Origin of the sequence: Pseudoalteromonas sp. meg-B1 (assembly GCF_003173795.1) — a bacterium.
In the GTDB taxonomy this organism is placed as follows: domain Bacteria; phylum Pseudomonadota; class Gammaproteobacteria; order Enterobacterales; family Alteromonadaceae; genus Pseudoalteromonas; species Pseudoalteromonas undina.
Genome location: NZ_QGQU01000004.1, coordinates 35,417 through 58,639, shown reverse-complemented (window position 1 = coordinate 58,639; position 23,223 = coordinate 35,417). Strand labels below are relative to the sequence as shown.

General features: G+C 41.2%; 20 protein-coding genes and 7 tRNA genes. 21 read left to right on the top strand and 6 right to left on the bottom strand.

What is annotated here, in order from left to right; all coding sequences use genetic code 11:
• Positions 1-34: 34 nt before the first annotated feature.
• The 6 genes from DK924_RS14375 to DK924_RS14345 all read left to right on the top strand — a co-directional run bounded on the left by DK924_RS14375 (position 35) and on the right by DK924_RS14345 (position 4,754).
• Positions 35-472 carry a MerR family transcriptional regulator gene (locus DK924_RS14375; RefSeq protein ID WP_109875518.1) on the top strand — a complete coding sequence of 146 codons (438 nt, stop codon included), beginning with the start codon at positions 35-37 and terminating at the stop codon, positions 470-472.
• Positions 469-2,709 carry a heavy metal translocating P-type ATPase gene (locus tag DK924_RS14370; RefSeq protein WP_109875517.1) on the top strand — a complete coding sequence of 747 codons (2,241 nt, stop codon included), beginning with the start codon at positions 469-471 and terminating at the stop codon, positions 2,707-2,709. Before DK924_RS14375 ends, DK924_RS14370 begins: the two co-directional genes overlap by 4 nt.
• Positions 2,710-3,134: 425 nt before the next feature.
• Positions 3,135-3,350: a TIGR02450 family Trp-rich protein gene (locus DK924_RS14360; protein ID WP_010391412.1), complete on the top strand. Its 216-nt coding sequence runs from the start codon at positions 3,135-3,137 to the stop codon at positions 3,348-3,350.
• 538 nt (positions 3,351-3,888) lie between these two features.
• Positions 3,889-4,101 (top strand): EF-hand domain-containing protein, encoded by a 213-nt coding sequence (locus DK924_RS14355; RefSeq protein ID WP_010391413.1) that lies wholly within the window; start codon positions 3,889-3,891, stop codon positions 4,099-4,101.
• A gap of 155 nt (positions 4,102-4,256) precedes the next feature.
• Entirely contained in the window at positions 4,257-4,469 is a 213-nt protein-coding gene (locus DK924_RS14350) for a calmodulin (RefSeq protein WP_010391414.1), read from the top strand.
• A 69-nt stretch (positions 4,470-4,538) separates the two neighbouring features.
• The gene (locus DK924_RS14345; protein WP_109875516.1) at positions 4,539-4,754 is read left to right on the top strand and encodes an EF-hand domain-containing protein; all 216 of its coding nucleotides are present in this window, start codon (positions 4,539-4,541) and stop codon (positions 4,752-4,754) included.
• A gap of 66 nt (positions 4,755-4,820) precedes the next feature.
• On the opposite strand, the gene DK924_RS14340 is transcribed toward DK924_RS14345, so the two are convergent.
• Entirely contained in the window at positions 4,821-6,431 is a 1,611-nt protein-coding gene (locus DK924_RS14340; protein WP_109875515.1) for a M28 family metallopeptidase, read from the bottom strand.
• 161 nt (positions 6,432-6,592) lie between these two features.
• On the opposite strand from DK924_RS14340, the gene DK924_RS14335 reads away from it, so the two are divergent.
• The gene (locus tag DK924_RS14335) at positions 6,593-7,963 is read left to right on the top strand and encodes a Gfo/Idh/MocA family protein (protein ID WP_109875514.1); all 1,371 of its coding nucleotides are present in this window, start codon (positions 6,593-6,595) and stop codon (positions 7,961-7,963) included.
• Positions 7,964-8,032: 69 nt separating this feature from the next.
• On the opposite strand, the gene DK924_RS14330 is transcribed toward DK924_RS14335, so the two are convergent.
• Both DK924_RS14330 and gloB read right to left on the bottom strand, forming a co-directional pair.
• Entirely contained in the window at positions 8,033-9,610 is a 1,578-nt protein-coding gene (locus DK924_RS14330; protein ID WP_054202169.1) for a LysM peptidoglycan-binding domain-containing protein, read from the bottom strand.
• A gap of 156 nt (positions 9,611-9,766) precedes the next feature.
• The gene (gene gloB, locus DK924_RS14325) at positions 9,767-10,540 is read right to left on the bottom strand and encodes a hydroxyacylglutathione hydrolase (protein WP_055011755.1); all 774 of its coding nucleotides are present in this window, start codon (positions 10,538-10,540) and stop codon (positions 9,767-9,769) included.
• 53 nt (positions 10,541-10,593) lie between these two features.
• Between gloB and DK924_RS14320 the strand changes: the two genes are divergently transcribed.
• Positions 10,594-11,355 carry a class I SAM-dependent methyltransferase gene (locus DK924_RS14320; RefSeq protein ID WP_054202171.1) on the top strand — a complete coding sequence of 254 codons (762 nt, stop codon included), beginning with the start codon at positions 10,594-10,596 and terminating at the stop codon, positions 11,353-11,355.
• Positions 11,356-11,369: 14 nt separating this feature from the next.
• Here the strand turns inward: DK924_RS14320 and rnhA are convergent, their stop codons facing one another.
• A complete protein-coding gene (gene rnhA / locus DK924_RS14315) occupies positions 11,370-11,834 on the bottom strand; it encodes a ribonuclease HI (RefSeq protein ID WP_109875513.1) in 465 nt (154 codons plus the stop codon).
• 68 nt (positions 11,835-11,902) lie between these two features.
• Here rnhA and dnaQ point away from each other — a divergent pair, with 68 nt between their 5' ends.
• The 10 genes from dnaQ to DK924_RS14265 all read left to right on the top strand — a co-directional run bounded on the left by dnaQ (position 11,903) and on the right by DK924_RS14265 (position 15,804).
• A complete protein-coding gene (dnaQ, locus tag DK924_RS14310; RefSeq protein WP_010391424.1) occupies positions 11,903-12,616 on the top strand; it encodes a DNA polymerase III subunit epsilon in 714 nt (237 codons plus the stop codon).
• Positions 12,617-12,625: 9 nt separating this feature from the next.
• Positions 12,626-13,996: a TIGR03503 family protein gene (locus DK924_RS14305; RefSeq protein ID WP_109875512.1), complete on the top strand. Its 1,371-nt coding sequence runs from the start codon at positions 12,626-12,628 to the stop codon at positions 13,994-13,996.
• A gap of 98 nt (positions 13,997-14,094) precedes the next feature.
• Positions 14,095-14,171: transfer RNA gene (locus DK924_RS14300), tRNA-Asp, on the top strand.
• Positions 14,172-14,198: 27 nt separating this feature from the next.
• Positions 14,199-14,275 (top strand) — tRNA-Asp (locus DK924_RS14295).
• Between the two features lie 41 nt (positions 14,276-14,316).
• Positions 14,317-14,393: transfer RNA gene (locus tag DK924_RS14290), tRNA-Asp, on the top strand.
• Between the two features lie 31 nt (positions 14,394-14,424).
• Positions 14,425-14,501, top strand: a tRNA-Asp gene (locus tag DK924_RS14285).
• Positions 14,502-14,539: 38 nt separating this feature from the next.
• Positions 14,540-14,616 (top strand) — tRNA-Asp (locus DK924_RS14280).
• Between the two features lie 36 nt (positions 14,617-14,652).
• Positions 14,653-14,729 (top strand) — tRNA-Asp (locus DK924_RS14275).
• 53 nt (positions 14,730-14,782) lie between these two features.
• Positions 14,783-14,859 (top strand) — tRNA-Asp (locus tag DK924_RS14270).
• A gap of 228 nt (positions 14,860-15,087) precedes the next feature.
• Complete coding sequence (locus DK924_RS14265) at positions 15,088-15,804, top strand: helix-turn-helix domain-containing protein (protein WP_008111733.1); 717 nt, start codon at positions 15,088-15,090, stop codon at positions 15,802-15,804.
• A 52-nt stretch (positions 15,805-15,856) separates the two neighbouring features.
• Here DK924_RS14265 and DK924_RS14260 read toward each other — a convergent pair whose 3' ends face one another.
• Positions 15,857-17,800 carry a S9 family peptidase gene (locus DK924_RS14260; RefSeq protein ID WP_109875511.1) on the bottom strand — a complete coding sequence of 648 codons (1,944 nt, stop codon included), beginning with the start codon at positions 17,798-17,800 and terminating at the stop codon, positions 15,857-15,859.
• 162 nt (positions 17,801-17,962) lie between these two features.
• Here DK924_RS14260 and DK924_RS14255 point away from each other — a divergent pair, with 162 nt between their 5' ends.
• Entirely contained in the window at positions 17,963-18,553 is a 591-nt protein-coding gene (locus DK924_RS14255) for an ATP-binding cassette domain-containing protein (protein ID WP_109875510.1), read from the top strand.
• Positions 18,550-19,659, top strand: a complete 1,110-nt coding sequence (locus DK924_RS14250; RefSeq protein WP_109875509.1) for a DUF6136 family protein — start codon at positions 18,550-18,552, stop codon at positions 19,657-19,659. Before DK924_RS14255 ends, DK924_RS14250 begins: the two co-directional genes overlap by 4 nt.
• A gap of 5 nt (positions 19,660-19,664) precedes the next feature.
• On the opposite strand, the gene fadE is transcribed toward DK924_RS14250, so the two are convergent.
• Positions 19,665-22,127, bottom strand: a complete 2,463-nt coding sequence (fadE, locus tag DK924_RS14245) for an acyl-CoA dehydrogenase FadE (RefSeq protein ID WP_010391432.1) — start codon at positions 22,125-22,127, stop codon at positions 19,665-19,667.
• Positions 22,128-22,435: 308 nt separating this feature from the next.
• On the opposite strand from fadE, the gene DK924_RS14240 reads away from it, so the two are divergent.
• Complete coding sequence (locus DK924_RS14240; RefSeq protein WP_008111650.1) at positions 22,436-23,200, top strand: class II glutamine amidotransferase; 765 nt, start codon at positions 22,436-22,438, stop codon at positions 23,198-23,200.
• Positions 23,201-23,223: the final 23 nt, after the last annotated feature.

The following is a 23,223-nucleotide window of genomic DNA, read 5'->3' as shown; positions in this document are numbered from 1 at the left end:
TGTTGTCATTACATAGCCAGCCAGAGGTTTAATGATGTACGTAAAGCAATTAGCCAATACTATGGGCGTGACCCAAGACACAGTTCGTCATTACACGCGAATAAAGCTGCTTAATCCTATTCGTGGTGAGCTCAATGGTTATCAAGAATATACCGCAGCCGATCAGCAACGTTTAAAGTTTATCATTAGTGCGCGTCAACTCGGTTTCTCAATAAAAGATATTCAACAAATTATTGCACAGTCGGAGCAAGGGCAGTGCCCTTGTCCGCTCACACGACAATTAATAGCAAAGCGACTAGAGGAAACAGAGCAGCACTTTCAAGAAACACTTAAATTACGCACGCGAATGCAAGCAGCGGTTAAACAGTGGGATAAATCGCCTGATGGGGCTGTAAGTGCAGATATATGTAGCTTAATAGAGACCTTTGTTGATCCAATCTCTGAAGTTAAAAATACTAAGGAAGCGTTATGAGTAATCAATCCACCACGCAAAACTTTATGATTGAAGGCGCAAATTGTGGCAGTTGCGTGGCTAAAATAGAGAAAGCACTGAAAAATGTAAAGGGTGCGCAGCGCGTTGAAATGAACTTTGCCGATCGAACTGTGCAAGTAGAAGGTTCGGCTAAGGCTGGGGAGCTAATGCACGCTGTCGCTGATATTGGCTATCAAGCTAAACCTATGAACAGTGATTCTCAACAAGACGCCCTAGATGAAAAAGCCGAAGCTGATAACGCGTACTACAAAAAACTTATGCGCAATATGCTATTGGCATTGGGTTTGGGGGCGCCATTAATGCTTTATGGATTAATCTTTGATATGAGTGTCACTAGCAATGCCCAGCGTATTGGCTGGTTTATTGTTGGAATGATGACGTTGGTCGTAATGATTGTGTCGGGTAAGCAATTTTATACTGGCGCATGGCAGTCATTTAAAAATCATACAGCGAATATGGATACCTTGATTGCGCTTGGTACGGGAACAGCCTGGCTATATTCAATGGTGGTGGTGAGCATGCCAAGTCTATTACCAGAGGTGGCTAGACATGTTTATTTTGAAGCCTCAGCAATGATCATAGGCTTAATAAGTCTTGGCTTAGCCTTTGAAGTAAAGGCGCGAGGGCGTACCTCTGAGGCGATCAAACGCTTAATTGGTTTACAGCCTAAAACGGCACGGGTGATCCGAGATAACCAAGAGCAAGATGTAGCTATAAGCCAAGTTATTAAAGGTGACTTGATTCGTGTCCGCCCTGGAGAGAAAATTTCAGTCGATGGAGATGTTATTGAAGGCAGCAGTACACTGGATGAATCAATGCTCACAGGTGAACCGATGCCGGTTAATAAAGGTGAGGGTGACAAGGTTGTTGCTGGCAGTATTAATAAAAGTGGTACTTTGTTGTTTAAAGCAACCCATATAGGCAGCGAAACCACCTTAGCGAATATTATTAATATGGTTAAACGTGCACAAAACTCTAAACCCTCAATTGGACGCTTAGCTGATGTTATTTCAGGCATATTTGTACCCACAGTGATGATTATTGCGGTGCTAGCAGGCTTAGCATGGCTTAACTTTGGCCCACAGCCGAGTATTGCTTATGCGGTTGTTGCAATAACCACAGTTTTAATTATTGCTTGCCCGTGTGCACTTGGCTTAGCTACACCGATGTCAATTATGGTCGGCATAGGTAAAGCTGCTCAGTCAGGTATACTTATTCGTAACGGTGAAGCGCTACAAACAACAGCTAAAATCACCACCATGATCTTAGATAAAACAGGCACTATAACCGCAGGTAAGCCAACCGTGACCGATGTGGTTACGTTCAACCAAAGCGACAGTACCGAGGTGCTAAAGTTAGCAGCTAGTCTTGAAAGTAGTTCTGAGCATCCATTAGCCGAAGCCATGGTTAATTATGCTAAAAACCAAAATATTACCCTTGAAAAAGTCAGTAATTTTAATGCTATCACTGGGCAAGGTGTGATCGGTACCATTAATGAGCAAAGCCTATTGTTTGGCAATCAGGCACTGATGAAAAGCCACAATATAGATATTGCAGAGGCAATACCTCAAGCCGAGCAGCTTGCCAAGGCTGCTAAAACGCCGATGTACTTTGCTATTGGCAATCAATTACATGCCATAATCGCAGTTGCTGACCCAATAAAAGAAGACTCAGCTGAGGCCATTAAACGCTTACAAAATAAAGGTATGCAGGTGGTTATGCTGACAGGCGATAACCAAGCGACCGCTAAAGCCGTTGCCAGCAAAGTCGGTATTACAGACTTTATAGCGCAAGTAATGCCAGATGATAAAGCCAGTGAAGTGACTAAACGTCAATCTCAAGGTGAAATTGTAGGCATGACTGGTGATGGTATAAATGATGCGCCAGCGTTGGCACAAGCCGATGTTGGATTTGCCATTGGCACTGGCACAGATGTAGCTATTGAAAGTGCGGATATAACGCTGATGCGAGGCTCACTTCATGGTCTTGCAGATGCCATTGCAATTAGTGGCGCAACCATAACTAATATTAAACAAAATTTGTTTGGGGCGTTTATTTATAACATTGCGGGTATTCCGATTGCTGCAGGGCTGTTGTATCCGTTTTTTGGTTTACTACTAAACCCAGTCGTAGCTGGCGCGGCAATGGCTTTATCATCGCTTACTGTAGTCACTAATGCAAACCGATTACGTTATTTTAAAGCCAGTAACTCGTAACTTTATTTATAGGGGATTTAATTATGTTATTAATTAATTTATTAGGCGTTTTACTTATTGTCGCTATTATTTATTGGTTTTGGTTGTATGAGCCGAAGTAAACAGTCATAGCAATCAAGTAGCCATTACTGTGGGTAACGGGGTGTATTAATTATCCAGCGTATATTAAGGTAGCAGCGAACAGGCCTCTGACCCTGAATTGACAAGACGGTTCTCCTTGCGCTAAAACAGTGATTTCCCCCGCTTGAACTCGTGAAACGCCAAGTATAGGTGAAAATGCGGCTATTGAATTACTTTCGCTTGATGCTGGAGAATATGCTTTTCATTGCTAAATACAAATGTTTAAAGGGAAGTTTTTGGTTTTTTAATAAAACTAAACGTATCCCTGATGCGTATTCTCAAGCAGAAAACATAAAAGGTGTAGTATGAATAAATTAAACCCTAAAAAACTGCTAAATAGTAAATGGACTGCCATCCCAGCTATTAATAAAGAAAAGCACTTTATTATTGTTGAGGTAGAATTTGATGAAGACGCTAATGTGATTGAATGTATCACTGAAGCGGTGATGTCAAAAAATCAATATCCTATTCAGTGGCGCGATTTAAAAGATGAACAAAGGTGGCGCCAAGGCTGGAAGTGACCGCTTGTACTCATGCCCAAATAAGTGGGTATGAGTGATATCAAATTAGTATCCCGCACGAGATTCATTCCTTACTTTAAATATTTATTCGCCATACGGCGACAAATCCTTGCTTTTTCTCTCCCCGTTAAAAAAATTAATTTATATTTTTCTACAAATCAATTTAAGTTGTTTATTTTCAATTTGTTATCTATTTAATTTAACCTGTTTAATTTCGCGTTGTTAATTTGTTCAGTGGCGATTTATCTCTATAGCGACTCAGTTTTATTGTTTTATTTTGAATTGAAGATAGGTGTGTCTTTTTTAGATGATTTAAGTTGTTGAATTTTAATGGGTATTTTTTTAGTTAAAAGTAGCTGTTGCAAAAGAGCAACAAAATGTTGGGCATTTTTAAGTAAAAATCACATTTTTATTTTTAACTTATTGTTTATAAATAAAAAATTAAACATGGCATCGAAGTTGTAATACCTAAGCTGTATTTAGCAAAAAGTGATTAAGCTTAACGCTTAACCTTACAACCCAATGGAGGAATTACGTTATGACAACATTTAAATCAACACTGGTATTAATGGCACTTGCTTCTTCATCTGTGGCGTTTGCTGCAACAGATTTTGACACACTGGATGTGGATGGTAATGGCGCAATAAGCCAAGCTGAAGCATCAGTAGACGCTTCACTTATGAGTAAGTTTACAGAGCTTGATACGGATAAAAACGGCGAGCTTTCTAAAGCAGAATTTTCTAAGGCTTAAAAGGCCAATGCTCAACGCTATTACATATTCTGAGTTGCCAAAGACAACCTAAATAGGCAAGGGAGCCTATGAAAGAGAATAACTAGGATGTACGGTTGTAGCGTTGAGTTAATTAATTTATACCCAAACATTGCATACTTTGAAGGATTAATATTATGAAAAAATTACAGTCAACTCTTGTACTTATGGCACTTGCTTCTTCATCTGCAGTATTTGCCAGCACAGACTTTGAAACTCTTGATGTAGATGGTAGTGGCGCAATTAGCCAAGCTGAAGCATCGGTTGCGGCCGAACTTATGGAGCAGTTTGCAGAGCTGGACGTAGATGGCAATGGTGAACTTTCTAAAGACGAATTTTCAGCATACTAACTTTATAATTCCCTAAGGATCTTTGAAAAGGATTTCTTACCCACTTTTTTATTAAGCTAAGGATTTATTATGAAAACATTTACTAAAACGCTTGCTTTAATTGCACTTGCTTCGTCTTCTGCCGCTTTTGCTGCGGTTGACTTTGATTCTTTTGATTTTGATGGCGACGGCGTTATTAGCCAGTCTGAAGCACAAGCTAATTCACAATTAGCTAAATTATTTGATGACTTAGATACTGACGGGAATGGTGAATTATCTAAACAAGAATTTGCTAAAGTTCAGTAACAAACATGCACAATCTTTAACGATACAGATAAAAGCAGCCGAATAATTTCTCGGCTGCTTTTTTATTTACTTATCTTCTAAACGTTTGGCTTTAAAATCAGACTCGCTTGTCCACTTAGGCCAGTCGCCATTATTGGCAAGTTGACTGGCTATATCTATAACCAGCTCGATATCTTGTTTTGCACCAGCTAATGACCATGTATCTGAATAGTCGTCGGCTTCTTTATGGTATTTATGACTGATGTAGTCAGGGTCGGTATCACCTAAGCTCATAAACAATAAACTTGGCACGCCTTGTTTAGCGAGTGAGAAATGATCTGATCTAAAAAACAATCCATTTTGTGGGCGAGGATCCATTTTTACCACGCGTCCTTGTGCTTTAGCCGCGCTTGCTAAGTAATGCTCCATTTCGGATAAGTTGCTACCGTATTGCAAAATATAATCGGTTTCATCGAGCACGTTCATACCATCGATATTTAATAATCCGACCATTTTTTTGGTGGCAATCATGTTCCCATTGGCAAATTCTTCTGAGCCAATTAGACCTGTTTCTTCGGCAGTAAAGTTAGCAAACAGGATTGAGCGTTTAAATGGCTTTTGCTGATGCATCTTGCTCATAATGCGAGCTATTTCAAGTGTTACTGCGGTGCCTGAAGCATTATCGACTGCGCCATTATAAATTTTAGGTCCACTGTCGGTTTGTTTAGTACCAAAATGGTCCCAATGGGCACTAATAATAACGTATTCGTCAGGGGTTTCACTGCCTGTAATTTGTGCAACCACATTATGTGATTTAGCGTGTGACACTTCATTTTTAAATGCAAGGTTCGCCTTTAAGTTCAATTCCTTGGCTTGAAATTGCTTACTTAATGCGTGTTGCTTTAATTGTTGATAATTTAAGTTTGCCGATGCGAATACTTGTTCAGCCGCATTAAGTGTTAACCAGCCCATAACTGGCAGTTCAGATGCATTAAGGTTGTTGTCCATCAAGCTATACTTAGTGCCCGTGTTTGAGCTTTCAACCACGCCCCAAGGGTATGCGGCTGGGGCTGTTTCATGAACAATAAATACCGCTTTTGCACCTCGGCGCGCGGCTTCTTCATATTTATAAGTCCAGCGGCCATAGTAGGTCATGGCATTGCCTGTAAATAGTGTATCGTCTTGGGTGGCAAAGCCCGGATCGTTCACCAGCACAATAACGGTTTTATCGGTTACATCAACATTGGCATAGTCGTTCCAGTTATATTCTGGCGCGTTAATCCCATAACCAACAAATACAATATCGCTATTGCGGACATCAATAATCGGCTGTAACTGCTTTGTACGGGCGGTGAAGTCTTTACCTGCAATAAAGCTAAGCTTCCCCATATTTAATTGCATGTTTTGATCTGCAGTTAGCATGGCCATTTTAACTGGCTGTAAATACTTCTCTTGATACGCGCCAGACAACCCCATTGCTTGGTATTGCTCACTTAAATAACCAACGGTTTTAACTTCACCTAAGGTAAGCGGGCCGCGTCCTTCAAAGTCATCTGACGCTAAGGTTTTAATATGCTGTTTAAGATTATTTAAACTAACACCAGGTGTGTTTTCAAGAGATGAAGCTGGCGTTGTAGGCTCAGAGCAACCCGTTAGTGCAATAGCTAAAAAAAGTGCAGTGATTTTTATATAAGACATAACTACTTAAAATAATAATTTTTTTCGACTATAACCCCAAGTAACCGGTAAATGCGAATTTTTATCTCTTTTAACCTTATTTTTATGTCGCTTACCTCTTCACCTATTTACCCGTTCATCGCCTTTAGGTAAGTTAAAATAATAACAAAAGGGATAAAGCAATGAAGCAATTTAATCGTCGAGACTTTTTAAAAGCAGCCAGTGTTGCCGCAGCTGCAGGTGTAGTGAGTGGTTGTGCATCAAGTGGAAGTGCTAATGCAAGCGCACCAAAACAGCAAGGGCGCAGCGTTATTGGTTTAGTCGCGCCCAAAATGGATGTGGTTAGAGTGGGCTTTATTGGTGTGGGTCAGCGCGGTTATGGACATGTAAAGCGTATGAGTCATATAGAAGGTACGCAAATAGTCGCTATTTGTGACACGCACACTGAGGTGTTAGAGCGCGCTGCCAATTATTTAGTTGATAAAGGGGTAGCTAAGCCGGCGTTATATACTGGCAGTGAGCGGGCCTATCAACAAATGCTTGAACGACAAGACATAGATATAGTCATTATTTCTACTCCTTGGGCATGGCATGCACCTATGGCTATCGATACTATGAACAGCGCAAAACATGCTTTTGTTGAAGTGCCCCTGGCACTGACTGTTGACGAAATGTGGCAGATTGTAGATACCGCCGAACGTACTCAAAAAAATTGCATGATGATGGAAAATGTGAATTACGGTCGCGACGAGTTAATGGTATTAAACATGGTGCGCCAAGGTGTATTTGGGGAGCTGTTACATGGCGAAGCGGCCTATATTCATGAGCTTCGTTGGCAAATGAAAGAGCTTGAGCACAAAACAGGCTCATGGCGAACGCAATGGCATGCAAAACGTGATGGTAATTTATACCCGACCCATGGATTAGGCCCTGTATCGCAATATATGAATATAAATCGTGGCGATAGGTTTGATTTTTTAACCTCAATGAGCTCTCCTTCGCTGGGTAGAAGCGCGTATGCACAACGCGAATTTGCAGCGGATCATTCCCGTAATCAGCTTAATTATATTGCCGGTGATATGAACACGACACTGATTAAAACTCTCAAGGGGCGCAGTATTATGGTACAGCACGATACAACAACCCCTCGGCCATACTCTCGACATAACTTAATCCAAGGCACGAATGGGGTGTTTGCCGGTTTCCCTAATCGTATTGCACTTGAAAATGGTGGTTCTAAAAGTTTTCATGAATGGGATTATGATATGAGCGCATGGTATGAGCAGTACGACCATCCCCTATGGATTAAAATGGGTGAAGAAGCACAGCGCAATGGCGGCCACGGAGGCATGGACTTTTTAATGTTTTGGCGGATGATTTATTGCCTAAGAAATGGCGAACCGCTGGATCAGGACGTTTACGATGGCGCAGCGTGGTCGGTTATTTCACCGTTATCAGCCCAGTCTGTGAGTGAGCGTAGCCGCTCAATCGATATTCCCGATTTTACTCGCGGTGCATGGCAAACAGCACAGCCTTTAGGCATTGTAGGCTAAGGTTTATAGCAGGCATAAAAAAAGAGCGCATGCGCTCTTTTTTTATTTAACAGTTTATTACAATAGGGATCAGCTACTTCTTACATCTACTTTTAATTTAAGCTTTTGTCCTGGCTGTAAGTATTTTTGTCCGGCAAGGTTATTCCATTTAATAATATCGCTCACTGTTAAATTAAACTTAGACGCTATACGCGCTAAAGAATCGCCTCGGCGCACTTTGTAGGTAATAGTACGATTAGTATTACTCGTCGACTCTTTAGGCTGGCTAGCTGACTTATAAACTACCAATTTTTGATTTAAACGCAGTACTGCATTTTTTTTCAGCTTATTCCACTTAGCTAATTCACTCATCGTTACATCGTATTCGCGGCTAATATCCCATAGGGTATCGCCACTTTTTACCGTATGAGAAAGTTTAGTGCGTAAACTTTTATTAGCGGCCGCACGTACTTGCTGAGGCAAATGTTCACTGTTAATTTTACCATCAGTGAGTGGTACTAAAATTTGTTGACCCACACGAATTACGTTTGAGTTAAGCTTATTTAATGACTTAATCGCGCTGATACTAGTGGTAAATTTATCTGCAATCACCGACAAGCTATCGCCACGTTTGACCTTATATTGCTGCCAACGAAGACGGTTTTTAATCGCTGTAGCGGTAAGCTTTTCAGTGAATTGTTCTACTTTATCGGTAGGAAGTAATAAAAAGTGTGGGCCATCAGGATCGGTTGCCCAGCGGTTAAATCCTGGATTTAATCGATATAGTTCGGTAAGGGTCATATCGGCCATATCCGCAGCCAGTGCTAAATCTATTTGTGACTCAATATTAACCACTTCGACTACTTGTGCGTTAATTATTGGCTTCCACGACACTTTAAACTCATCTGCACGTTTTAGTAAATCAGCTAAAGCTAATAATTTAGGCACGTAGGCGGTGGTTTCACGAGGTAAATCTAGTGACCAAAAGTCGGTAGGTAAATGCTTTTTACGATTCTTTTTAATCGCACGCAGCAAGCGGCCTTCACCTGAGTTATAGGCGGCAATTGCGTTCAGCCAATCACCTTCAAGGGTTTTGTGTAAGTACGAGAGATAATCAAGTGCAGCGCGAGTAGACTGCACAATATCGCGACGACCGTCATACCACCAGTTTTGTTTTAAATCGAAACGCTCGCCAGTTGCAGGCATAAATTGCCAAATACCCGATGCAGTACGGTGAGAGTAGCCATAAGGGTCGAATGCACTTTCTACAATGGGTAAAAGTGCAATTTCGATGGGCATTTCACGCTTTTCAATTTCTTCAACAATAAAATGTAAATACGGCTCAGCACGTTTAGAAATGCGATCTAGGTATGCCTGATGACGTGCATAATAATTACGCTCAGCGACCACTGGGCGATTTTGTGGAATATCAATAGATAATTGGTAACGAATTCGCTCCCAAACATCGTCAAACACAGGGGCTTCTTCTTCAATATCGTTTACTTGTTGATATTGCGCATTCATCATTAATGCAGTGCTAATATCATTTGGGCTGGCGCCTTCAAGCTGGTTTTGAGCTTGATTTTGTGAATCTGTGTTTAACGTTGTCAGTGTTTGACAACCGCCTAGCGTCATCGCTAAGACCAATAAAAGAGGAGATTTATTCATAAATACCAATACATAGGGTAAAAAACTCGGCGAATACTACCCATAATGAGTCAACATTGCCACTTATGACCGTTAAAAGTTCCAAACAAATATGATTAGAAAATGTTAACTTATTGTTTATTAACTAATCGTTTTATTATTATTATTGTTGCTAGCTTAAAAATGATCTTTGAACTTTCTCAGACTAGCAAAGTTTTCCCAAGGTTCATTGTTTTTTGTAACTAAACAATACTCTTTTGGTAATGACTCTGTAATATTGGGTAAGTTGCTACGCATGAAAGGGTTAACTTTAAGCTCTTGACCTATGGTGCTTGGCAAGCTTATTTCATCATTTTTTCGCAATTCATCTACTTGCTGGCTGTAAGCGAGTAATTCGGGGTTTCGTGGCTCAACCGCTTTTGCAAAGGCCAAGTTTGCTTGGGTGTATTCGTGGGTGCAATATACTTTGCAATCACTTGGCAGTACTCGCAACTTATTAAATGAATGCCACATTTGCTCTGGGCTGCCTTCAAATAAGCGCCCACAACCGCCGCTAAATAGGGTGTCGCCAGTAAAGGCCAGTGCATCATTAATATAACAAATATGGTCTAGGGTGTGCCCAGGAGTCGCTATAATGTCAAATGGAATGTTTAAAACGCTAATTGTATCACCTTCATTTAAAGGCGTTGTTATTCCCTCAAATGGGCTATTACTTGGGCCGTAAACTGTGATGTTAGGGTACTGCTTTACTAATTGAGCTACGCCATCGGTATGATCATAATGATGATGGGTAATTAAAATACCGCCAAGGGTTAAGTTATGCTGTGCTAAATGCTCTAAAACTGGCGCTGATTGTCCAGGATCAACCACCCACGCTTGGTTATTCTGTTCGGTGGTTAAGCACCAAATGTAGTTATCAGAAAAGGCTTTAATTGCTTTGACTTGCACCATGTATCGTTGCTCTATAAAGTGGTATTTAATTAATATTATAACGAGCTTATATAATGAAACCAGCCCTTAGTTTTCAAGAAGGTCCTAAACCGTTGTCATGGCAGCAGTTTCCGCATGGTGATTATTTACGTTGTGATATAGAACGCAAATTGTCGCCTTGGTTACCGCGAATGTTTGGCTATCATATGCTTAAATTAGGTAATTTAAGCGGTGAATTAGACACCAGTAAAAGCTCCATTAAACATCAAGTATGTGTTGCAGAGCTTGGCCCATACACGGGGGTGGTTGCCGATATAGACGAACTGCCTTTTTACGAGCATAGTATAGATGCTTGCATTATGAGCCATTGTTTAGAGTATCACTCAGATCCACATCATATTTTACGAGAGGCTCATCGAACCCTTATTCCAGGCGGTTATATCGCCATTACGGGTTTTAATCCGTTTAGCTTTTGTGGTTTAGCGCAGTTACTGCCGTTTAGCCGTCAAAAATTACCGTGGACAGGGCGCTTTTTTACTCCCGCACGGGTAAAAGACTGGCTAAATTTACTTGGATTTGAAATTGTGGCCGATGAGCGTTTTATTTATTCGTCGTTGGCGCGCGGTAATCGCTTATCGCGGTTTGCATTTTGGCGCAGCTTTACCAAACAGTATTTAAAACCTATGGGCAGTGTGTATATGCTGGTGGCACGAAAACGAGTTGCGCCACTTACACCAATCAAACCTAAGTGGCATGCTCGTCCACAATTTGCGCCAATAAAAGGGGTAGGGCTTAGGCAAACCTCAAAGCAGCATTATCAACAAAATAAAAAATAGCATGATGTAGAGGGTTACGGTTGGTAACCTTCATCATCGAGTAAGTTGTTGCCGCTGGCTGCATCACGAGCAAGGTCGTCAACAATTTCGTTATATTTTTGGCCACTGTGGCCTTTTACCCATTTCCAAGTAACGTCGTGCTCGGCACAGGCCTTGTCGAGACGTTTCCATAAATCGACATTTTTAACCGGCTTTTTAGCCGAGGTTTGCCAACCGCGTTTTTTCCAATTGGTGATCCAAGACTCAATACCCTGCTTAACATATTGGCTATCGGTAGTCAGGGTTACAGGGCAGGCACGATTTAGAGATTCTAGCGCCACAATGGCTGCCAGCATTTCCATACGGTTGTTGGTCGTAAGCTTATAACCTTGGCTTAATTTTTTTTCATGGGCTTCATAAATCATAAAAATACCATAACCACCGGGGCCTGGATTACCTAAACACGAACCATCGGTGTAAATCTCTACGGTTTTTTGCACTGTTTTACCTTGATATTATGTACAATAAAGTGATTATAGAAAGATACCAGAGTCAGGCTTAATTCGATATGGCACGCAGACAAATAGTTTTAGATACAGAAACCACCGGCATCGACCCTAAACAAGGGCACCGTATCATCGAGATCGGCTGTGTGGAGCTTATGAATCGCCGGTTAACCGGCAATAATTTTCACGTTTACATTAATCCGCAGCGCAGCATTGAAGAAGAAGCAATCGATGTTCACGGTATTACTAATGAATTTTTACGCGATAAACCGCTTTATCGTGATATTGCCCAAGAGTTTTTTGACTATATTAAAGGGGCTGAGTTAGTTATTCATAATGCGCCGTTCGATATTGGCCATATGGATAATGAATTTGCGTTATTAAATCAAGGCTATCAAAACACCCATAGTTTTTGTGGTGTGCTTGATACCCTTAAAATGGCGCGTGACTTGCATCCAGGGCAAAAGAACAACCTAGATGCACTTTGTCGCCGCTACGATGTTGATAACACTAAGCGGACGTTACACGGCGCCTTACTGGATTCTGAAATTTTAGCCGATGTTTACCTGGCAATGACCGGGGGGCAAGTAAAGCTAAACCTAAATCAAAACAAAGATGACTCAAGTGAAGATCAAAAAGGCGGTATTAGACGCCTAAGTAGCGACAGAGCACCTTTGGTAGTTATAGCAGCTAACGATGCAGAGCAAAGCGCACATCAAACGCGTTTAGACATTGTACAAAAGGAGGGCGGCCATTGTTTATGGCGCGCTGAATAGGGCATTATTATGAAAACGCTATTAGTAGTTTCACTGCTTTTAATCGCCGTGTGTTTCCACCCCGATGCACACAGCGTAAAGCAAGTTGAAGAGTTAAAAGGCAGCGGTAAACAAAATGAAATCCCGTTACTGGATAACCGTTTTCGTGTTGATGACAAAATTGATGAAATAAAATTAATATTTTTTAGACGCCCTGGATCGCCTGCCGTAATTTTAGTAAGACCCGATGGTACTAAATACTTTGCAACCAATGCGGTGAGAAACACTAGTCTTGATTGGTACGATGAATTAAATTATGACTTAGTGGTTATTCGCAATCCCATGCCTGGGCCGTGGCAAGTTATTGGCCAAATAATGCCAGAAAGCCGCATTGTTGTTATTGGTGAGCTATCGCTAAAAGTAGACCCACTGCCTAAAATTCTGTTTCAGGGTGAAACTGTAAAGGTAACTGGTGAGATTTTAAATGATGGCGAGCCGATTCGCGCCAACCTATTTAAAGATGCGGTATCGCTTAATGTAAGCTTTGTGAGCACCAATAATGAAAACTTTGAAAACTTTGGTGCAGGCATACAACAAGTAACTGAATTCAAAGATGATGGCTACGGGTTCGATGAAAGCGCTAAAGACGGTGTGTTTACCGGTGAGTTTACCTTAAATTTCACACCTGGCGAGTGGCGCCCTGAGCTTTATATTACCACTGATGTATTAGAGAGGCGGGTGGTTCAAGATCCTATTGTTGTGCATGAGCCGCCTTTCAGCTTTACCTCCGTTGAAGCAACCGAAGAGGGGGATGATCATCGCATTACCATCAATATTGATGATGAGCTTTTAAAACCTGATACGGTGATCATGCAAGGTAAAATTTATTATCCCAATGGTGAAGAGCAGGTATTTTACTTAGATAGCAACAGCACTACTGCTAGAGAGCTGGCTTTACAAGATTATGGTTGGGGGCGCTACAACATTGAAATCTCTGTTTTTGGCTCAACAATCAATGACCGAGAGTTTATGGCTACATTGCCAACCTATTTATTTGAAATAGAAAGACCGATTGAAGTGATTCCAGAAATTCCAGTTGCCAGTGTTAGCGAACCAGAAATTATTCCTGTGCCAGTTGTAAAACCAAAAGTAATGTCCACGGGATTAATGGTTAGTTTAATTGTTGGTGGAAATTTGGCCATTTTATTTATAGGTTGGTTATGTATTCGTGTTTTTGTGCAGAACAAACCATTAAAACTTAAATTGAATTTAGCTTTTTTAAATAAAAAGAAAGCTGTTGAGTCAAAAAAAGCTGAACAGCAAAAATCAGATGAACCAGAAAGTAGCTCAAAAAATGATAAATCAGGTGAAATTTTAAACCTTTCGATGTCAGATGACTAAAAAACCTGTAAAAAAACAAAAAAGCCCTTGACGAAGTAGGGGCTGGTTCGTATTATTCACGCCGCTGTCAGGGGAGACTCAGACAGAAACGAAAATGCGGAGTGGTAGTTCAGTTGGTTAGAATACCGGCCTGTCACGCCGGGGGTCGCGGGTTCGAGTCCCGTCCACTCCGCCAATTTTCGACAATTTGTAAGTATGCGCTGGAGTGGTAGTTCAGTTGGTTAGAATACCGGCCTGTCACGCCGGGGGTCGCGGGTTCGAGTCCCGTCCACTCCGCCAACACTTACACAACATATGGTTGTAAAACATATTCTTATTATGGAGTGGTAGTTCAGTTGGTTAGAATACCGGCCTGTCACGCCGGGGGTCGCGGGTTCGAGTCCCGTCCACTCCGCCAATAAGAAAAAATAACAGTTTAAATACGCGCTGGAGTGGTAGTTCAGTTGGTTAGAATACCGGCCTGTCACGCCGGGGGTCGCGGGTTCGAGTCCCGTCCACTCCGCCAACTATTTAAACGCTGTTATATTACAAAATTTGTATGCTGGAGTGGTAGTTCAGTTGGTTAGAATACCGGCCTGTCACGCCGGGGGTCGCGGGTTCGAGTCCCGTCCACTCCGCCAACAAATTAAGTAATGACAAGTAAAAGATATCTCTGCGGAGTGGTAGTTCAGTTGGTTAGAATACCGGCCTGTCACGCCGGGGGTCGCGGGTTCGAGTCCCGTCCACTCCGCCATTTGATATCGTAACAAAATTAGTAAGTGCATTACCCCATGCACATACCACTGCGGAGTGGTAGTTCAGTTGGTTAGAATACCGGCCTGTCACGCCGGGGGTCGCGGGTTCGAGTCCCGTCCACTCCGCCACTTGTTATTTCCTCAATAACAAGCAATAAATAATTTCCTTATTAATAAATCCAAACATAATTTTTTATCAGCTATCAGCTATCAGCTATCAGCTATCAGCTATCAGCTATCAGCTCGACTCTTCTATACTAACCTGCTAATATTCTTGGCTATTCTTTAATATTCAGCTTCTTATCTCTGCATGAATTACCAAGAATCTAATCTCACTTTAAAAAAGGAAGCATTAAGATGAGTACATTAGGTCAGCAATTAAAGCAGCTAAGAAATAATAAAAAATTGAGCCAACCTGAATTTGCCCAGCAAGCGGGTATAGAGCAGAGTTATTTATCCAAGCTTGAAAACGATAAATCAATTCCCTCCAATGAAATATTTAGAGCTTTATTGATAGCATTAGATCTTTCAATTGATGAGTTTATGAAGCCACTAGTATCGAGTCACGATAAAGTTAGACTGATGCAAATACCCGATGTAGAGCTGTGGTATAAAAGTAAAGCAGTAAAGAGCTCAGCCACACAGCGTAAGGTTATTTATCTCGCAATGTTTTTAATATCTATTGGTTGTGCATTGTTTTATGCAGGACATAAAAACTATGTGTTCAATGAGCGCTTTTACGAATATAAATCACAAGGTGTGATCAAAACAGGTGAACCTCTGAATGTTTTTACTCATTGGAGCAATTATATTATTGAGTCGAATCGAGAAAAAAGAGATGAGAAAAATCGGGAAATGCTGGCCAGAAGGGTACCAAGTTTTAAGTTAATGGATGAGTATGTCGGTGAATCATTTGTTGAAGAGGTTGAGGGAGGTAAACGTGTTTATACTGCAAATGAGCTTTCGCGGACTATGCCACATGCAGGCAATAGTTGGTTTGAGTTTTTAGGTATTTTTGCTGCTGTATTTGGTTTGGCGCTCGCTTTACTGGAACCTAGATTAACCAAGCAATAAAAAGCCTGCGTACATGAAAACGCAGCAGGCTTTAATATAAATTGGCTTACAATTACCCTTGTGGGCCAAAGCGTTCTTTCAAGTAAGTATCTAAAAAGTTTAGGTAGGCGTTGGAGGCGCTGATACGGTTTTCTTTTTTGCTAAAACCGTGGCCTTCATCATCAAATAATACATACTCTACTGGCACACCATTAGCTTTAACCGCAGCAACCAACTCATCGCTTTCAATTTGTAATACGCGTGGATCATTAGCACCTTGAATAACCATTAAAGGCTTAGTGATGTTATCGGCATGAAATAGCGGTGAAATAGCACGGTGACGTTCACCATCGGTGGCAGGATCGCCCATTTCATCGTATAGCGCCTTTTTAAAGCTTTCCCACCATGGTGGAATTGAGTTCAGTGTGCGTACCCAGTTAGTCACACCAAAAATATTGATACCTACTTTGAACTCTTCCGGTTCAAAGGCAAGCGCGGCTGCGGTCATAAAGCCGCCGTAGCTACCACCCATGATGCCGATTTTATCTGCATCGACCCAATCTAGGCTTTGTAAGTGTTTTTTACCGTAGACAATATCTTGTAGATCATCGGTGCCATGTTTTTTATCGTCTAAATGGAAAAATGTTTTACCATAGCCTGAGCTACCGCGGTTATTGACGGCAAAAATAGCATAGCCATGATTAACTAAATGTTGCTGCATTGCGCTATAACCAGTTCGGCTTTGCCCACCTGGGCCGCCATGCACCCAAATAAGTGCAGGTACTTTATTGGTGCTGCTGGCTTGTTTTGGTTTGTATAATACGCCCGGTATTTCTAAATCATCAAAACTTTTAAAGCGCACAATGGTGCTCTCTACTAAGTCGTTTTGATCTATATCTTCACTTAATGTGTTGGTAAGTTGCTTGGCTTCATTACTGCCAACTTGCCAAACAAATAAGTTGCTTGGTGAGGTATCTGAATTTAAATAAAACGCCATGGTTTTCTCATCGCTTGAGAAATTCACACCACGTAGATTTCCCGCAGGTAATTTAGGCATGGCAATTTCATCCGCTGTTTGCGTGTCTTTTACTGTGACCTTTGTGCTGGCATCAGCATTTACACCGCTTACTTGGTAACGCCCAGATTTAGAAAAGTAAATAAAGCTAACGTCCCAATCATCTTTTAATGCTGGGCTGTGCTTGCCTGTGGCGAGCTCATATTGCCACACCTCTGAAAACTCTCCTTTAGCGTCTGTTGAGTAGTATAAATATTTGCTGTCTACAGAGAAGGTCTCAGGCGTATATTGTGCTGGTGTATCGTGTTTTGAAATTAATTGCGGCTTGAGGGTTTTCTTATAGGTATCAAGAATAAACGTATCGCTGTCTTTATTGGTATTATTTTTAGACAGTGCAATGTAGCGTCCATCGGGGCTAATTGCGCCCACATCTAGTCCTTGTGTGTTTTGATAAACGGGCGTGACTTTATAGGTTTTGCTATCTACACGATACAAGTCCATAAACTTGGCATCGCGTTGATTACTGGTAATAAAAAACTGACCGCCATCTTTAGTAAAGCCTGTAAAACTCGCGCGGGTTTCTTCCCCTGGGGTTAAATCTTTGATTGAACCATCAACTTCACGCACATAAACATGGTAGCGCTCATTACCGCCTGAGTCCTTGGTAAATAGTACACGCTCATCATTTGGGAAATAGCGAATAGGGTAGGTGCTGTCTTCAAAATTGGTTAGGCGCGTTTTGCTACCTGTTTTTATGTCAACTTCATACAAGCTGTAAATACCGCTTTCATCGCTACTAACTAGAACTTTATCGCCAGTCGGGGAAAAGCTACTGCCCATGATAGATGTTGTATCAAAAAAGGTTTTAGCGTTATAGGTTTTTACTTGTTGTTTTTGCTCAGTTACCACAGGGGTAGAGGCTGAATTATTAGATTGACTGCAACCTGTTAATGCAATTGATACTGCACAGGTAATACAAGCAAATTTGAGGGCTTTTTTCATAGATACATTCCTTGGATTATAATTATAGACTTTTAGTGTTAACCGAACGTTTTTTAAACGCAAGTAATTAGCCTATTCGAACTGCAATAAAGTGTTACAAACCATGTAGCCCACGAAAATAGAAAACCAGTTATAATTCACTTTCAAAATCAGGGAGTATTTATGATAGAAGTCATTGGGTTACATAAACAGTTTGCTGAAAACGTATTGTACAGTGGCTATAGTGTGCAGTTTTGTGCACCTAAAATATGCATTGAAGCGCCTAATGGCCAAGGTAAAACAACGTTGTTGATGATGTTGGCAGAGCTCGAAACGCGCCAAAGTGGGCAGATTTTATTTTCTAAAAAAGCATTAACCGAACCGCATAAACAAGTTGCTATAGCCTCAGACTGTATTGCTTTACCTGACTTTCTTACGGCAAAGCAAATTATTAACTTGTCCGTGAATACGCTGGATTGTGATTGGCCAACGACAATAATAGATGGGTTTAATTTCAATGAATTTTTAAATACTCGTTTTGATGCGCTGTCGTCAGGTAATCAAAAGAAATGCCAGTTAATTTTAGCGCTTATGCGTGATGCACCTTATTTACTTCTAGACGAACCCAGCGCAGCACTTGATCAAGCCAGTATTCAGTATTTATTAGTACTGCTTGATGAATATCTAATAGATAAGCCAAATGGGAAAATAGTCATCACCTGCCATGAACCAGCGCCATTTATTGAGCGTGGCTTTGAGTGTATACCGTTATGATTGCAAACTTAAAACAATCAATCGGGCAATATCGCTCTTTTATGGATTATCGTTATCAGGCTTACAAAACTGAACTCACGCAATTATTGTTGCAACTTAAAAACTTTGGCTTGTTATTTCTAGTGGTACTTGGCTCTGCCATGCTTGGTATGATTTTACTGTTGTTTTTAGGGCTGGGAAAAATTATCGATAGCAGCGATGCACCGCAGTATGGTGCACAGATGGCTTGGCTGTATTTGCTGTTGCAAAGTGTCATGTTGAGCGCAATGAAATCTGCGATAAAAAACACCGCTCAACGTGCCTTTCAACAAACATTGGTGAAGCGGTATTGGCTTGGTTTTATAGATATAAAGCTTTTGCTTTTAAGCAATGGCTGGTTGATTGCGAGCCTTATTATCGCGATTGATCTTAGTGTGAGTCAGTGGCTTAGAGTGCCGCATTTCTGGTTGTTTTTACTATTGCAATTTGTGCTCGGCATTTTATGTTTATACAAGCCAATAGCGCTGGTTTATGGTTTTTTGTTATCCGCAGTTTGGGCAACGTTACCGCTTGATGTCAGTCCATTGCTTTATCATAGCGGCTTTGTTCTGTTATTTGCGCTAAGTACCTTGATGGTCCCTTTTAATGCTACAGCTAAGCTAAAGTTGAATTCACTTACAGGCTTTTGGCTGTTATTTTTTATGCATAATAGCTGGACTTTGATATGGCGAGGAGCTTTATTACTATGTGTATTTATGGCATCCAAGGTGTTGTTACAAGAGCGCGCTGATTTAGCTGCTATATTCAGTATTTTGTCACTTGCCTTTGTGGTGTTATTTAGTAGCTCACTACAATTTGATTGTCGTCACCTATATCAGCAGTACAGTGTGTTTTTTAACATGCAGAATAAGCAAACAGCATTCTTTGTTAGCTTATTTATTCCTAGCTTAATTGTATTATTACTCGCACTGGTTGGTTTTGTGGTTTTATTTAATCAAGCAAATTGCTTATTGCTAGTAATAGGGGTTGTTTGGTGTTTACTACAACAGGCCTTAGCGCAAAAAAAACCAGCGCATTATGCGCTGGTTTGGATGGTTATAACAGGTGTGTTGCTTAGCTTTTATTAGTAAAGTTAAGCAGCATCTGCCTTTTTAGCTTTAGCTTTGCTATTACGCGCTGCTTTGCCGGCAAGTAAATCTGCAGGGTCAAAGTCATCAACGTTAATCACGTCTAGACGATCTTTTTCAACTGCAGCAAGCTTATCGGCTTCTGCTTGGCTTAAAATACCCGCTTCTAAACCCATTTGCGCCACTTTATCAAGCTGGAAGAATGGCAGCTTTACGCCTTTCTCTTTACATACACGCTCAAACAATGGCTCTACTTCTAGAACGTCTTTAAGCGTTTGCTCTTGACGGCCTACAAGGTTAAGCGGTTCGTTTGTAAGGTATACATAGCTTGCTAAACGATTACGTGTTTCGCTAGGAACTTGTAACAACTGCGCTAGTTTGTGCTCAAGTTTGTCGGTAGGTTTACGAACCGGACGACCAAACGGGAATAACAATACTTTTAAAACACCACGTAGTGGAGCCGACGGCATGTTATTGATTAAGTCAGCAAGTGCACGCTGGCAGTGGTAAAGGTGATCCTGACAGCTCCATTGAACCAATGCAAAATCTTCTTTTTTACGGCCTTCGTCGTTGTAACGTTTTAGCGTTGCAGATACTAAGTAAAGGTAACTTAATAAGTCGCCTAAACGTGCTGAAATACGTTCTTTACGTTTAAGAGAACCACCAAATACCGCCATGCTAATGTCTGACATAAGTGCAAGTGATGCACTAAAGCGAGACGCAATACGGTAAAACTCTGCAGTTTCGTCTTTGTATGGCACGCTAGTAAAGCGAGCGCCAGTAAGCGCAAGCCACTTAGTACGTACTAGGTTAGACATGGTAAAGCCAATGTGACCCATTAGCGCTTTATCAAATACGTTAAGCGCTTCTTCGCGGTCTTCAATTTCACACGCACCTAGCTCGGTAAGTACAAATGGATGACAACGAATTGCACCTTGACCATAAATAATCATATTACGGGTCAAGATGTTTGCACCTTCAACGGTAATGGCAATAGGTGCACCTTGATAGCCACGACCCAAATAGTTATTTGGCCCAAGCATGATCCCTTTACCGCCTAGCACGTCCATTGCATGAATGGTTGAATCGCGCATTTGCTCGGTAAGGTGGTACTTAATAATCGCCGACACAACTGATGGTTTCTCGCCTAAATCAACTGCGCCTGTAGACATGCTTACTGCAGCGTCTGAGCTGTAAGCATAACCGGCAAGCTTCGCCATTGATTCTTCAACCCCTTCCATTTTACCAATAGGTAAGCGGAATTGACGACGAATACGGCTATAAGCACCGGTTGCTACTGCAATCATTTTAATGCCACCGGCTGAATTTGACGGCAACGTAATAGCACGACCAACCGATAAACATTCAACTAGCATACGCCAGCCTTGACCAGCCATTTCTGGGCCGCCAATAATGTAATCAAGTGGAACGAAAATATCTTTACCGCGAGTAGGGCCGTTTTGGAATGGCACATTAAGCGGGAAGTGACGACGACCAATTTCTACCCCAGGGGTATCTGTTGGGATAAGTGCACAGGTAATACCTGGCTCTTTAACGTCGCTTAATAATCCATCAGGATCTTGTAACTTAAATGCTAGACCAAGCACCGTAGCTACAGGCGCAAGTGTTATGTAACGTTTGTTCCATGTAAGGCTTACACCAACTACTTCTTCGCCATTCCATTGCCCTTTACACACTACACCGTAGTCTGGAATTGAGCTTGCATCAGAACCCGCCTCTGGCGAGGTAAGTGCAAAACATGGAATTTCTTGACCGCTTGCTAAACGCGGTAAGTAATGATTTTTTTGGTCTTCAGTACCATAGTGCTGTAATAGCTCACCTGGGCCTAACGAGTTAGGTACACCAACAATTGACGAAAGCAATGTTGATTTACTGGTTAGTTTTTGCAGTACACACGATTGTGCAAATGCAGAGAATTCTAAGCCGCCGTATTCCTTTTTAATGATCATGGCAAAGAACTTGTTATCTTTTAGATATTGCCATACATCCTGAGGTAAATCAGTCAGCTCATGCGTAGCTTCCCAATCATCAAGCATACTACATACAACTTCAACAGGGCCGTCGATAAATGCCTGCTCTTCAATAGTAAGTTTTGGAACTGGATACTGGTGAAGCTTTTTCCAATCTGGATTACCACAAAATAAATCCGCTTCCCACCACGTAGTACCCGCATCGATTGCTGACTTTTCGGTGTCAGACATACTCGGTGTTACTTTTTTAAAGATGGTGAAAATAGGTTTGATAATGTATTGCTGGCGAATACCAGTAACTGAAAGAGGCACTGCGATGATTAAAAAAATCACCCAGCTAATTAAACCAAAAGCACCAGCAAAGGTACCAATTAATAATGTTGCGGCAGAAACACCAAGTGCTGTGTTCCAACTCGCTCTGTGGTAAAGCGCAATGCTGAGCAGTGCGATTAAACCAAGTGTAAATATGAGTGTCATTGCTAATTCCTTAATAGAGGTCAGACCACCTCGTTTAGAGTAGCGCTAGTAACGCTAAGTTTCAAGTACATTACTTAGATTAAAGTGTAGTTATCGGTACGATTATTACAATGCGTTGTATGTTATACGAACAGTTTGGCTGTAATCGTTTATTTTGGCTTATCATAAAAAAATATAAGCATTAAAAAATCAATTAATCTAGTAGTAATATAAGTTTAATTAAGTAAATATACTTATGATGATCAGTGTACGCTTATTAAAAATAGAACGATATTCTATGTTTAGCTTTTTAAAGGTTTATTTATTTTATGTGTGAATTACTTGGCATGTCAGCCAATGTGCCAACGGATATTTGTTTTAGTTTTTCAGGGTTGTTGGAGCGTGGTGGAAATACTGGCCCGCATAAAGACGGCTGGGGCATTACTTTTTATGAAGGTAAAGGCTGCAGAACCTTTAAAGATCCAGAGCCAAGTTACCAGTCAGAAATAGCAAAGCTGGTAAAAGCGTACCCAATTAAAAGTGTATCGGTTATTAGTCATATTCGCCAAGGGAATCGTGGTCGGGTGTGTCTTGAAAACACTCATCCGTTTACCCGAGAGTTGTGGGGGCGCGAAATAACCTATGCACACAATGGGCAGCTTTCAAATTATCACGATTTAAAACCAGAGTATTATCGCCCTGTGGGAAACACCGACAGTGAACTCGCTTTTTGTTGGTTACTTGACAAAATTCGCGAAAAATACCCAAAGCGTCCAAGTAATATGGCGTCGGTTTTTAGATATGCCGCCAAGCTTTCGCATACACTGCGTGAAAAGGGCGTATTTAATATGTTATTGACCGATGGTGTATTTGTTTTAGCGTATTGTACTAATAACTTACATTATATAACGCGCCGTGCGCCATTTGGTAAAGCTACATTGATTGATGCTGACATGGTGGTCGACTTTCAACAAGAAACCACACCAAACGATGTAGTAACGGTTATAGCAACAAGGCCATTAACTAATGATGAGCGCTGGCAAAAAATGCAGCCAGGAGAGTTTGCGTTATTTAAAATGGGTGAATTAATGTAGTTTGGGTAGAGTGAAATGAAACC

Coding starts and splice junctions, on each gene's coding strand:
- DK924_RS14375 (WP_109875518.1), top strand. CDS start 35: ATGTACGTAAAGCAATTAGCCAATACTATGGGCGTGACCCAAGACACA.
- DK924_RS14370 (WP_109875517.1), top strand. CDS start 469: ATGAGTAATCAATCCACCACGCAAAACTTTATGATTGAAGGCGCAAAT.
- DK924_RS14360 (WP_010391412.1), top strand. CDS start 3,135: ATGAATAAATTAAACCCTAAAAAACTGCTAAATAGTAAATGGACTGCC.
- DK924_RS14355 (WP_010391413.1), top strand. CDS start 3,889: ATGACAACATTTAAATCAACACTGGTATTAATGGCACTTGCTTCTTCA.
- DK924_RS14350 (WP_010391414.1), top strand. CDS start 4,257: ATGAAAAAATTACAGTCAACTCTTGTACTTATGGCACTTGCTTCTTCA.
- DK924_RS14345 (WP_109875516.1), top strand. CDS start 4,539: ATGAAAACATTTACTAAAACGCTTGCTTTAATTGCACTTGCTTCGTCT.
- DK924_RS14340 (WP_109875515.1), bottom strand. CDS start 6,431: ATGTCTTATATAAAAATCACTGCACTTTTTTTAGCTATTGCACTAACG.
- DK924_RS14335 (WP_109875514.1), top strand. CDS start 6,593: ATGAAGCAATTTAATCGTCGAGACTTTTTAAAAGCAGCCAGTGTTGCC.
- DK924_RS14330 (WP_054202169.1), bottom strand. CDS start 9,610: ATGAATAAATCTCCTCTTTTATTGGTCTTAGCGATGACGCTAGGCGGT.
- gloB (WP_055011755.1), bottom strand. CDS start 10,540: ATGGTGCAAGTCAAAGCAATTAAAGCCTTTTCTGATAACTACATTTGG.
- DK924_RS14320 (WP_054202171.1), top strand. CDS start 10,594: ATGAAACCAGCCCTTAGTTTTCAAGAAGGTCCTAAACCGTTGTCATGG.
- dnaQ (WP_010391424.1), top strand. CDS start 11,903: ATGGCACGCAGACAAATAGTTTTAGATACAGAAACCACCGGCATCGAC.
- DK924_RS14305 (WP_109875512.1), top strand. CDS start 12,626: ATGAAAACGCTATTAGTAGTTTCACTGCTTTTAATCGCCGTGTGTTTC.
- DK924_RS14265 (WP_008111733.1), top strand. CDS start 15,088: ATGAGTACATTAGGTCAGCAATTAAAGCAGCTAAGAAATAATAAAAAA.
- DK924_RS14260 (WP_109875511.1), bottom strand. CDS start 17,800: ATGAAAAAAGCCCTCAAATTTGCTTGTATTACCTGTGCAGTATCAATT.
- DK924_RS14255 (WP_109875510.1), top strand. CDS start 17,963: ATGATAGAAGTCATTGGGTTACATAAACAGTTTGCTGAAAACGTATTG.
- DK924_RS14250 (WP_109875509.1), top strand. CDS start 18,550: ATGATTGCAAACTTAAAACAATCAATCGGGCAATATCGCTCTTTTATG.
- fadE (WP_010391432.1), bottom strand. CDS start 22,127: ATGACACTCATATTTACACTTGGTTTAATCGCACTGCTCAGCATTGCG.
- DK924_RS14240 (WP_008111650.1), top strand. CDS start 22,436: ATGTGTGAATTACTTGGCATGTCAGCCAATGTGCCAACGGATATTTGT.